The 10,435-nt window shown below is 32.4% G+C and carries 14 protein-coding genes; 4 read left to right on the forward strand and 10 right to left on the reverse strand.

Annotated features, from left to right (window positions below; all coding sequences use genetic code 11):
- Window positions 1–210: 210 nt before the first annotated feature.
- The 8 genes from DRF58_RS17130 to DRF58_RS17165 all read right to left on the reverse strand — a co-directional run bounded on the left by DRF58_RS17130 (window position 211) and on the right by DRF58_RS17165 (window position 6,316).
- On the reverse strand, window positions 211–1,203 hold the full coding sequence (locus DRF58_RS17130) for an LLM class flavin-dependent oxidoreductase (RefSeq protein ID WP_116037111.1): 993 nt from the start codon (window positions 1,201–1,203) through the stop codon (window positions 211–213).
- Between the two features lie 98 nt (window positions 1,204–1,301).
- Complete coding sequence (locus DRF58_RS17135; RefSeq protein WP_116037113.1) at window positions 1,302–1,856, reverse strand: hypothetical protein; 555 nt, start codon at window positions 1,854–1,856, stop codon at window positions 1,302–1,304.
- Between the two features lie 11 nt (window positions 1,857–1,867).
- Window positions 1,868–2,395, reverse strand: a complete 528-nt coding sequence (locus tag DRF58_RS17140; protein WP_245955560.1) for a DUF5715 family protein — start codon at window positions 2,393–2,395, stop codon at window positions 1,868–1,870.
- Between the two features lie 142 nt (window positions 2,396–2,537).
- Window positions 2,538–3,521 (reverse strand): LuxE/PaaK family acyltransferase, encoded by a 984-nt coding sequence (locus tag DRF58_RS17145; RefSeq protein ID WP_116037116.1) that lies wholly within the window; start codon window positions 3,519–3,521, stop codon window positions 2,538–2,540.
- Window positions 3,522–3,536: 15 nt separating this feature from the next.
- Entirely contained in the window at window positions 3,537–4,301 is a 765-nt protein-coding gene (locus DRF58_RS17150; protein WP_116037118.1) for a UDP-2,3-diacylglucosamine diphosphatase, read from the reverse strand.
- Window positions 4,302–4,316: 15 nt separating this feature from the next.
- Window positions 4,317–4,520: a hypothetical protein gene (locus tag DRF58_RS17155; RefSeq protein ID WP_116037119.1), complete on the reverse strand. Its 204-nt coding sequence runs from the start codon at window positions 4,518–4,520 to the stop codon at window positions 4,317–4,319.
- A 3-nt stretch (window positions 4,521–4,523) separates the two neighbouring features.
- The gene (locus tag DRF58_RS17160) at window positions 4,524–5,147 is read right to left on the reverse strand and encodes a DUF3575 domain-containing protein (RefSeq protein WP_245955562.1); all 624 of its coding nucleotides are present in this window, start codon (window positions 5,145–5,147) and stop codon (window positions 4,524–4,526) included.
- Window positions 5,147–6,316 carry a thioredoxin family protein gene (locus DRF58_RS17165; protein WP_116037121.1) on the reverse strand — a complete coding sequence of 390 codons (1,170 nt, stop codon included), beginning with the start codon at window positions 6,314–6,316 and terminating at the stop codon, window positions 5,147–5,149. The genes DRF58_RS17160 and DRF58_RS17165 overlap by 1 nt, the downstream gene beginning before the upstream one ends.
- A 146-nt stretch (window positions 6,317–6,462) precedes the next feature.
- Between DRF58_RS17165 and DRF58_RS17170 the strand changes: the two genes are divergently transcribed.
- Genes DRF58_RS17170 through DRF58_RS17180 form a run of 3 tightly spaced genes read left to right on the forward strand, consistent with a single transcriptional unit; the run spans window position 6,463 to window position 8,243 of the window.
- Window positions 6,463–7,182: a DUF3822 family protein gene (locus DRF58_RS17170; protein WP_116037123.1), complete on the forward strand. Its 720-nt coding sequence runs from the start codon at window positions 6,463–6,465 to the stop codon at window positions 7,180–7,182.
- Window positions 7,183–7,216: 34 nt separating this feature from the next.
- The gene (locus DRF58_RS17175; protein ID WP_116037124.1) at window positions 7,217–7,783 is read left to right on the forward strand and encodes an RsmD family RNA methyltransferase; all 567 of its coding nucleotides are present in this window, start codon (window positions 7,217–7,219) and stop codon (window positions 7,781–7,783) included.
- Window positions 7,784–7,796: 13 nt separating this feature from the next.
- Entirely contained in the window at window positions 7,797–8,243 is a 447-nt protein-coding gene (locus tag DRF58_RS17180) for a glucosaminidase domain-containing protein (RefSeq protein WP_116037126.1), read from the forward strand.
- Between the two features lie 32 nt (window positions 8,244–8,275).
- Here DRF58_RS17180 and DRF58_RS17185 read toward each other — a convergent pair whose 3' ends face one another.
- Both DRF58_RS17185 and DRF58_RS17190 read right to left on the reverse strand, forming a co-directional pair.
- A complete protein-coding gene (locus DRF58_RS17185; protein WP_116037128.1) occupies window positions 8,276–8,563 on the reverse strand; it encodes a putative quinol monooxygenase in 288 nt (95 codons plus the stop codon).
- A 15-nt stretch (window positions 8,564–8,578) separates the two neighbouring features.
- Window positions 8,579–9,199, reverse strand: coding sequence for an NAD(P)H-dependent oxidoreductase (locus tag DRF58_RS17190; protein ID WP_116037129.1), 621 nt, complete (start codon window positions 9,197–9,199; stop codon window positions 8,579–8,581).
- Window positions 9,200–9,300: 101 nt separating this feature from the next.
- Between DRF58_RS17190 and DRF58_RS17195 the strand changes: the two genes are divergently transcribed.
- Complete coding sequence (locus DRF58_RS17195; protein WP_116037131.1) at window positions 9,301–10,197, forward strand: LysR family transcriptional regulator; 897 nt, start codon at window positions 9,301–9,303, stop codon at window positions 10,195–10,197.
- Window positions 10,198–10,435: the final 238 nt, after the last annotated feature.

Consider the following 10,435-nt stretch of genomic DNA (forward strand, 5'->3'; position numbering starts at 1 on the left):
ATTGATCCTCTCCAAAATATCATTGACAATCCGAACAGGATGATTATCGGGAATCAACTCCTCAAAACTATACGGAAACAACACCGTCTGATTTTGGTTATAATACTTGAAATTCATAGACAAATATCTTATTATCAGATATAAATATACAAAAAAATAACAATTATAACCAAAAAAATCCGCCTCAAGTTGTGAGACGGATTCTTTTAATTATAATGACTTAATCACTTCTGAGGCTATCTCGTATGATTTTAGTTTCTTATCAAAATCATAAATGTTTCCGGAAACAATAATTTCATTTGGTTTAAAATCTTTTACAAATTTGCTAAGTTTCTCTTTCAAGGTTTCTTTGTCACCAACAAAAGTTTTAGCGGCCATTCTATTAAGATGAACAGCAACTTCATCAGAAATATCAGCTAGTTCTGTTTCCTCTGGAGGTAAAAGCGGTTGTCTCTGATCCGTTAAAATATTAACAAAAGCTTGAAAATGTGATGTAGATAAATAATGGGCTTCATCCACAGAATCTGCACCAATAATATTAATACAAATCATCACATAAGGCTCATCCAAAAACTCAGATGGCTGGAAATGCTCTCTGTAGATTTCTAACGCAACCTCCAATTGAGAAGGTGCAAAATGCGCTGCAAAGGCATAAGGTAAACCTAATTTTGCTGCCAAAAAAGCAGAATCTGTAGAACTTCCCAAGATATAAAATGGAACGTCTGCTCCTTCACCAGGAATTGCTCTTACTTTTGCTTCTGAATTTTCATTAGACATATATTTTTGAAGTTCTCTGATATGGAATTCAAAATTATAATTGGGATTGAAATTGTTGCCACGCAAAGCTGTTGCTGTCAACATATCTGTTCCAGGCGCTCTTCCCAAACCAAGGTCTATTCTTCCTGGAAATAGTCCATCCAAAGTTCCAAACTGTTCCGCTACAGACAAAGTGGAATGATTAGGAAGCATAATTCCGCCTGAGCCAATTCTCAAAGTATCGGTCTGTGAAGCAATATGTCCAATTAATATAGAAGTAGAAGCACTTGCCACATTAGGGAAATTATGATGCTCCGAGAACCAATATCTGGTAAAACCTAACTTTTCGGCTAACTGTGCAGATTTTACAGATTTTTGAAATGTTTTATTGATATCATCTCCTTTGACAATAGTTGCCAAATCAAGAATCGAATATTTTAAAGCCATAGATTCAATTTTATTTATGATTCTATTGGCACAAAAAATAAACCATAAAAAATTAAAAAGAAATTTTGTCAGTCAAAAAATAGAATAAAAATGATTGACTAAATCGATGATTTTTTGCTGTTGCTTTCGAAATAATTTTTAAAGATTAATTCTTCTTTCTTTCCCTTCAGTTCAAACTTTTTGATGAGAAGATTACGAGCCATATTTCTCAGAAAATAATCTTTGTCACATAATTTCCAATAAGAATCCTGATGAATCACTTTTGGCTCGCGAATTTTATAAAAAGTAGTTTCCCAATTATCTTCATCGTGATAAAACTCTATAATGCCACAATGTTTTGGAACATCTTGATGATCAATCATTCCCATTGGCAAAAGAAAACTGAAGGAATTGCAGATATAATCGCCACAACCAATCTTATCGTGCTTTAGAAATTTTTCTCCTGATTTTTGATTGGTATAGAATTTTTTAAAATCGTTTTTGAAATCAGATTTAGACAACTTAATTTCAATTTCGTGACTGAAACCTGAATCATTAATTAAAAGAATATCAGCTTCCCAATCGGAATGAAAAAAATTGGTCAAAACAATTTCTTTATCAAAATCACAATTGACATTAATGAAATTATGAACCAATTCTTCAATTTTCAACATCCATCAAATCTTTAATAATTACGAACAGTGACATGATAACAACTCTGCTGCTTTTCTTTGATATAAAAGATTTTGCCTAAGTTTTTGTATTGCTCCAGCAATTTCCCCAATTCCTTTTCTAGTTTTGGATTGACTTTCAATTGATGATCAAAACGAACATAGGAGATATCAAAAGCAGCTCCATAATTATGTGAACTGATTCCCAAAGACGCATTAGAATTGACTTTTCTCAATCGGCATTGGTCTTCCAGAGTTCTGGTAACAGAAGAAACTACGAAGAAACTCTTAGTATTTGTAGCAAATTGATTAGCCATTCTTTCCAGAGTGGTTCTGGCTTTTTTCACGAGATAAGGACGACTATACTCTAAAGCTTGTAATCTGTAACCTCTGGATTTTTTCTTGACTTTTACGAATTTTCCTTTGGCAATATACTTATCAACGGACTTTGTATTCTCAAGAATATTGACATTAAAACTTTGAGAAGCCAAAAGATGTGGTTTGTATAATTCGGTGGGTTCTACTTTGAGAACCGTTTTCAAATCATAACATTTCTGAGATTTGAAAAAAGAAAACGACAACAATAAAATCAAGGACAAAAACCTCATCAAACTGATATTAGAAATTAGACTTTAGATTCAAAATTGTGTTTTTTTATTTAATTCTAAATTTAATATTAAAAATTTAAGAAACCAAAAGACTGCAACCTCGAATGTCAGAATGGTCAATTCTTCCTAAAACCTGAAAAGTTCCGTTTTCTAATCGACCCAAATCCTGAGTCGCAATAAATGAACAAGAATGTTTATTAGCCAAATCGATGATATTAATTGCGCCTGTTCTTCCGTCTTCAATATAAGAAAAAGGATCTTCTGTATTTCTAATCAGGATTCGCATCCAATTTGGGCTTTTATAGACATTTTCACCTAAAGAATAGGCTTGAGAAAGTAATTCTGTCATCGAATATTCTGAATAAATCTTCTCCGTTTTAAAACCTTTTTGGAATATTTTCAAAAGTTCATCTTTTGTCATTTCCTCTTTTCTTCCTTTCATTCCGCCTGTTTCGATAACTGTAAGAGAGTTTGAGAATTGGAGAGTTTGAGAGTTTGAAGTACAGAAATCCAAGAAATCGAGCAATGCGAAAGAAACTCCGAAAAGAATTACTTTTTTATCCGTCAAAGTTTGAAGTAAATCAAATAATTCCTGATGGTTGTAAAGAAAATAACCGTTCTCTGGTTTATCAGATTTTTTAATCAAATAATCAATCATATAAATCAAAGACGAATGTGGATTCTCGGAATAATTGGGAAGTAAACCTAAAAAAATATAATCTTCGGGTTTTCCAATGAATTGCTCAAAACTTTTGTAAATACTTTCTTCATACAAAGCGAAATCGGCAATATAATGTTTGGAACGATTCATTTGCGTAGTTCCGGAACTTTGAAAATAATTCTCAGCCTGCGAATGTTTATCTAAAACCAAATGATTTTTAAACATTTCAATCGGCAAAAAAGGCAGGTCAGAGACCTGTCTTATTGAAAATGGATCAATATTGAGATAATCTACAAATTTTCTATAAACTTCAACATTTTCATATTGATAACGAAAAGTCTCCAAACAAGCCGCCTGAAATTCTTCTTCTGTTTTAATTTCAAAAATATTCTGCTTCATTTTCCAACTTAATTTTTAACCTTCGAATGTATTCAATTCAAAATTCTCTCCATCAAAAACACCATAAGTAAAATAGACAATCCAATCACCAAGATTGACATATTTGGAATAATCATTCAAATCCAAAACCATTGGCAAATGACGATGACCAAAGACAAAATAATTGATTTTTTCTGTCTTCAGTTTCTCTTTGGAATAGAGAATCAAAAATTCTTTGTCTTCACCCAAAAAAGCTTTGTCTTCTTCACCAGAAATCAATTTATTTTTCTGAGACATATAATTTGCAATCCTCATTGCAATATCTGGATGCAACCATCTGAAAGCCCATTGCGCCAGAGGATTGGTAAAGACTTTTTTCATTCTTTTATAACCTTTGTCGCCTGGTCCAAGTCCGTCTCCGTGTGCTAAAAGAAACTTTTTGCCGTTAATTTCGTAATATCTTTTTTCAAAATAAACAGGAATTCCTAATTCTTCTTCGAAGTAGTTTTTCATCCACAGATCGTGGTTTCCTACGAAAAAATAGATTTCTATTCCGGAATCTTTTAGCTCTGCAATTTTTCCTAAAACTCTGATGTAACCTTTTGGAACAACATATTTCCACTCGTGCCAAAAGTCGAAAAGGTCGCCCATTAAAAAAAGAACTTGCGCATCTTTTTTAATCAAGTCCAACCAACGGATAAACTTCTCTTCCCTGATTCTGCTTTGTTTCAAATCAGGAACTCCGAAATGTTGGTCAGAAGCGAAATATATTTTTTTGCCCGATTGTAAATCGATTTGCATAAAAATTCGGTTTAATTAATCAAAATTGTTACGTTCGTCGTTTTGGTCTCTTTTGCTGTAAATCCATAATCCTAGCAATAAGCCAACCACAGATACCGAAGCTGTTAAAATAGCTCTATATAATTTGTCCGGCGCATCACTTCCAAGAAAATTCATCAAGAAAATAATAACGAATGTGATGATTCCGAAAACGATATATTTTGGATTTTTAAAATTCATTTTTTAAAGTTTATAAGAAATCATAAGTCCACCTTTGTAAGGAAGAAATTCTCCACTTCTGTTCGTCTCTCTTCCCATAGAATCGCCTTCTGTATCATATCGGTCGCCACTCAACTTGTCGTAACCTTTATAGAAACTCTGCATTGTTCCTAGCCCAAGATAAACATCCATATTCAGTCTATCGCTTAGTCTAAACTGATAACCGGCAATTCCACCCAGCATAAAAGAATAACCTCTCTGATAAAGATTGGAGTTGATGTAAGGCGTAACTTCTCCATTTTTGTGAACATAAAAATTATCATTCCAATAACCCCATTTTTGAATATTGAATCTCGCCAAAGAAAAATCAACTCCAACATAGAACTTCTTGAAAGCTTCATTAAAATAATATCTTCCATTGAAACCCAACATATAAACTTGAGCGTGTTTTCCAGCAAAAGACTTCCAAGGCGAAACAAATAAATCCGCCTGTCCAGTAATATGTTCTGAAAAACCGTGCTCAACACCTAAATTTAGCATTCCTACAGGTAAAAATAAAGCGTTTGCTTTAATATAAGTTTCATTTTTTTGCGCAAAACTGGAAGTGATAATACTAATGAAACTCAGTAAAAAAAGTCTTTTCATCATTATTTTTTATTCAGGATTTCGTTCATTTTTGTAGCATCTTTGTTTTCTTCTTTTGCGAAGTTGATCGCCATTTCTGCAAACATTTTAGCTTCATCTTTTTTTCCTATTTTAGAATATAATTCGGCTAAAATACTTGCTGAATCATAGTTTTCTGAAGACATTACTACTTTTTCTGCCCAACGTGCTGCAGCCTGAAGAGACTTGACATCTTTAGATTTTTCACCAATTGTACTTGCTGCAGCTAACAATTCATTAGCATTGAATTCCTCAGGATTTTTGTAATATTCTAAAGCCGTTTTCTCGTATGCTGGAAAATTATCGTGAGCTGAGTAATAGTTCAATTTGTAAAGATTTAGACTTTTCGTCAATTCTTCTTTTGGGAACAATCCTTCGCCTTCTTTCAGGATTTTTGCATCATCGATTGTTTTTGTCTTTTCATCCGTCGCAGAAGTTACTAACTTCATCAACTTAAGATAGTTATCAAACTGTTTATAATTATTCTCTGGAAGAAGTTTTGTAATTCCTTCTTTGTTAGCTACAAAAACTTTGTAATTAGCATCATCCACAGATTGAGTAAAATTAAGAAGCGCGTTGACTTCTTCGCCAGAAAATTCTTTATCTTTTTTATTTGTAAAATATTTTTCCGAAGCTTGTTTTGCCAAAGCTGGGTCTTTACTTGCATATAGATTGATGAAATTAAATAAACCGGCTTGGTCTAATTTCCCTTTTAGAAATTCATCTTTTAAATTTGTATTGACAAGATTTGGTTTATTATTCTTTTTTCCTAATTCCAGAAATTCCTCAGTTTTGATATAACCTAATTCCTTAGCAACGATTTCACCTTCTCCATTTAGAAATAATAAAGTTGGATAACTTCTGATTCCGTATTTTGAAGCCAGATTTGGACCTTCACCTTTTTCCATATCAAAATGGGCATTGATGAAGTTTTTATTATAATATTCTGCCACATTTTTATCGGTAAAAACATTCCGTTCCATCAATTTACATGGTCCGCACCAAGCAGCATAAGCATCCAGAAAAACTATTTTTTTTTCAGCTTTAGCTTTGGCTAAGATTGTTGCAAAGTCAGAATCTTCAAATTTGATGGACTGTTGAGAGAAACTCAATTGAGAAACTAATAATATTAAGAAAAATGATATCTTGTTCATCCCTAGAATTAATCAAATTAACTGCGAAGATAACCATAATATAAGAATTGACCGAGATTGAAATAGTAAAGTTTTAATTTTTTAACTTTGCAAATCTCAGTTTTTCAGATTTTACTGAAAACGATTAAATATTCAGAACAAAAAATATGAGGAAATTATCCTTGCTTTTTACGAAAGATGGTTTGCAGTGGCAGATTTCTAAATCCAAAAAGGTTTTGGAAGAAAAAATCTGGCTTAAGGATGATGAAGAAACACCAAAAAATCTGGTTGAAGAAAAACTGAATGAAGTCTTAGCTTCGGAAAAGTTTTCTGAGGTTTCTGTGATATCTTCTATCAATCATTTTTCGATTGTAGAAGATGGTTTTGACCAGCACGATTTAGGCTATGATTTGATTTCCTACAATTCTGATGTTAAAAAAGATGCAGAAGAACTAATGCTTTCTGTCAATAAAAAATTTGGAATTCAGTTTTATTACAGCTTTCCGAAAGATTTTTATCAAAAAATAAAGCAGTTGGAAATCCCAACGCATTTTAATTTTTCTGGTGAAAAGTTTCTGAATTCTTTGAATGTGAAAAACAGAAAAGAAATCCACGTGAATCTTTATCATCAACAAGCAGAATTTTTTGCAATTGAGAATAAAAAAGTGATTCTTTATAACAATCTGGATGCAGCTTCGGAAGTAGATTTTCTGTATTTCATAATGTTTACATTAAGTAAAATTGACTTCGGAATTTCTGAAACTTATTTTTATATTTATGGAGAAACAACTGAGAATGAAACTTTTACCTCAGAAATGCAGAAATTTGTTCCAAACCTGAAAATCGTTTTTGATAATCTTCACAAAAAGAATTTCGTTTTAAATTAAAATTAAAGATTAAGAAATTAATCACTCAATATCTATGTATAGAATCATCAGCGGAAAATGGAAAGCTAAGAAAATTGCAGCACCAAAAAATTTCGATGTAAGACCAACAACCGACTTTGCAAAAGAAGCATTATTTAGCATCATTGATAACAAATATGACCTTGAGTTTTGCTCGGTTTTAGACTTATTTGCAGGAATTGGCTCGATAACTTTGGAGTTTGCTTCCCGCGATTGCCAGGACATTACGTCTGTTGAACTGAATCCAAAACACGCAGGATTTATCAATTCTACAGCCAATGAATTGGATATGGGATTGCAAGTCAATGTTCAAAGAGCAGATGTTTTTGAATGGCTGAAAAAGAAAAGAAATCACGATAAAAAGTACGAAATCATTTTTGCTGATGCACCTTTCGAAACAGAAGAAAAGAAATACAACGAAATGATTGATTTGGTTTTGAATAACGGATTATTAAAACCAAACGGCGTTTTCATTCTGGAACATCAAAGCAGATTAAAATTCGCTCATCCGAATCTGAAAGACACAAGAAAATATGGAAATGTAAGTTTTTCATTCTTCCAAAGCGAACCGATTTCTGAATAAAATTGATTGCGATATGAAGAATTTCTACATCAGATTATTAATGATTTTCGTTCTGTTTTTCAGTTTGAAAATCTCTGCGCAGAATTCTTACGTCAATCAACATAAACCATTTGCGACAGAGCTTTCTCAGGAATTTGGGATTCCGATTTCGGTCATTCTTTCCATTGCTTATATGGAAACAGGTGGCGGTACAAGTTCGGCGTGTAAAGTGCTGAACAACCATTTTGGAATGACTGGAAAAAATGACATCAACAATTCTAGATTCAAAAGTTTTACCGATTCCAAAGCTTCTTATCGCGCCTTTTGTGAATGGGTTGCGAAAAAGAAATTTTATCAAAATCTAAAAGGTTCTCAAAATCATAACGATTGGTTCGTAGCCATTGCTTCCTCAGGATATTCTACAAAACCCGCAGAGTGGAAGCAAAAACTGAATCTTGTAATGAAGAAAATAGGATTATAAAAAACGCCTCGATTAATCGAGGCGTTTCTATTTTAAACTAATTTCGCCAGATAAATTTCTGCCGGATTTTCTAATAAATCAGGAACTTTTTCAACAAATTCTTGAATGTAAGGTTGTTGATTATGAGCATCCAAACCTTCTTTGCTTTTCCAAATCTCGTGAAAGATAAAAACCGTTTCGTCATCCAGACTGTGCTGTAATTCGTACTTTTCGCAAGCTTCTTCTTTTCTCGTATTCAGAACCATATTGTCAAGAATTGATTTCAAATCCTGAATCGATTCTTTGTTTGATTTTAAAATCGCTGTTAAATAGATTGACATTTTGATTTTATTTAATTAATTAAACACTTTAAATCCCTCAGTTTTCAAAGCTTTTTTTAGATAATTTTTGTATTCAATTTCGTAATTATCTATTCTTTCCTGAGTCGCTGCTTTTTCCATATCGTGGAAATGGAAACTTCCCAAATGTGACATTCCCGTGAAAGCATTCATCCTATGAAAACCAAATAAAACCCCTTCATCTACCGAATGCTGATTGAAGAATTCGCCTTCAAGAGTGAAAGCTGTTTCAGGCGCATTCCAGCTTGTGGTTACGAAATATTTTTTTCCGTGCATCAAACCTCCAGTTCCGTAATTGATTGCCGGATTTACTCTGGAACGTCCATCACTTTTATAAAGTCCGTTGTTATGACCAGCCGTAAAAACTTCATCGATATAAAGCTTTAATCTATTAGGAACTTGGAACCACCAAACCGGAAAATGATAAATAATAATATCTGCCCATTTGAAATTCTCAGCTTCCTGAACTGCATCAAATTCATCATTGACATTCGTAATTCTGATTTCAAAATTTTCATTTTCTAAAATCTCTTTAGTCCAATTAGTAATAGTTTTGTTGAAAGCTCCACCAGAATGTGCGAAAGTTTGTCCACCGTTGATTACAAATATTTTTTTCATTGAATTTTCTATTTAATAATTTAATGATGCAAATTTCCGATAGAAAAATGAATTATAAAAATAATATAAATTATATATTTGCATTATAATTATGATGCAAAATGATAAATCTGGAATGGCTTAGAACTTTTAAAAGTGTTTATGAAACTCAGTCTTATACGAAAGCTGCGAAGGAATTATATATTTCCCAACCCGGCGTAAGCCTTCATATTGGTTCCTTGGAAGCTTATGTTGGTTACTCTTTGTTCGAAAGGATTTCAAAGAAACTCATTCCTACAGAGAAAGCGAAGATACTTTACAATTTCACTTTGGAACCGCTTCTAAAATTGGAAACTGCCGAACAAACTTTTCATAAAACCACAAAAACCGAACGTCCAACAGTGAGCGTTGGGATGTGTTTTGAAACTTTTCAATTCACGTTGGAAAAGCATATTCCGACATTTGATTTTAATGTAATTATTCGTTTTGGAATGTATGAGCAGATGTTTACAGATTTGGATAACGGATTGCTGGATTTGATTATCACTCCAAGAAAAACCAATCTTAAAAATCTGAATTTCGAAGCGTTTTCCAAAGAAAAAATCGTTTTGATTAATGGAACCGGAACTGATACTTCTGAATTCAAAAAATTGATTAAAAACAATAAAATCGAAGAAGCCGAAAACTGGTTGAAACAGCAAATCTGGTATAGTACAGCAGCGGATATGGAACATTTGAATAACTTTTGGAAAGCTAATTTTAACCGACATCCGGACTTTAAACCAAATTATATTGTTCCGAATATTAGTTCGATTGTGCGTTGTTTAAGTGGAAATTCGGGTTTTTCAATCGTTCCCGATTTTCTTTGTAAAAAAGAAATTGCGAACGGTGGAATCGCGATTACTTGGGAAGGCAACAACAAAATCGAGAACACTTTACACTTTGGAGAACGATCAAAAAATATGGTTCAAAATGAGATTAACAAAATCAAAAATATTTTCAGAAATGAGAATTTTTAATTAATGCTTTATATTTTTACCACATAGGCACATAAAAATGTGAATTAAATTATCAATTAAAAAGAGCAAATAGGAAAAATCTATTTGCTCTTAATTTTTTTATAGTAAACAACTATGTGTCTATATGGTTTAATTTAAATATGTATATCCGTTTTTAATCATACTGCTGTAATATTAGCAATAATGAGCCTTTCGAATAGTTTGTCTCCGAAATATCTTCGATTTAGTTTGTAAATAA

This window comes from Epilithonimonas hispanica (assembly GCF_003385395.1).
GTDB classification, from domain to species: Bacteria; Bacteroidota; Bacteroidia; order Flavobacteriales; family Weeksellaceae; genus Epilithonimonas; species Epilithonimonas hispanica.

Coding starts and splice junctions, on each gene's coding strand:
- DRF58_RS17190 (WP_116037129.1), bottom strand. CDS start 9,199: ATGAAAAAAATATTTGTAATCAACGGTGGACAAACTTTCGCACATTCT.
- DRF58_RS17130 (WP_116037111.1), bottom strand. CDS start 1,203: ATGGCTTTAAAATATTCGATTCTTGATTTGGCAACTATTGTCAAAGGA.
- DRF58_RS17160 (WP_245955562.1), bottom strand. CDS start 5,147: ATGATGAAAAGACTTTTTTTACTGAGTTTCATTAGTATTATCACTTCC.
- DRF58_RS17135 (WP_116037113.1), bottom strand. CDS start 1,856: ATGTTGAAAATTGAAGAATTGGTTCATAATTTCATTAATGTCAATTGT.
- DRF58_RS17145 (WP_116037116.1), bottom strand. CDS start 3,521: ATGAAGCAGAATATTTTTGAAATTAAAACAGAAGAAGAATTTCAGGCG.
- DRF58_RS17170 (WP_116037123.1), top strand. CDS start 6,463: ATGAGGAAATTATCCTTGCTTTTTACGAAAGATGGTTTGCAGTGGCAG.
- DRF58_RS17155 (WP_116037119.1), bottom strand. CDS start 4,520: ATGAATTTTAAAAATCCAAAATATATCGTTTTCGGAATCATCACATTC.
- DRF58_RS17180 (WP_116037126.1), top strand. CDS start 7,797: ATGAAGAATTTCTACATCAGATTATTAATGATTTTCGTTCTGTTTTTC.
- DRF58_RS17175 (WP_116037124.1), top strand. CDS start 7,217: ATGTATAGAATCATCAGCGGAAAATGGAAAGCTAAGAAAATTGCAGCA.
- DRF58_RS17165 (WP_116037121.1), bottom strand. CDS start 6,316: ATGAACAAGATATCATTTTTCTTAATATTATTAGTTTCTCAATTGAGT.
- DRF58_RS17195 (WP_116037131.1), top strand. CDS start 9,301: ATGATAAATCTGGAATGGCTTAGAACTTTTAAAAGTGTTTATGAAACT.
- DRF58_RS17185 (WP_116037128.1), bottom strand. CDS start 8,563: ATGTCAATCTATTTAACAGCGATTTTAAAATCAAACAAAGAATCGATT.
- DRF58_RS17150 (WP_116037118.1), bottom strand. CDS start 4,301: ATGCAAATCGATTTACAATCGGGCAAAAAAATATATTTCGCTTCTGAC.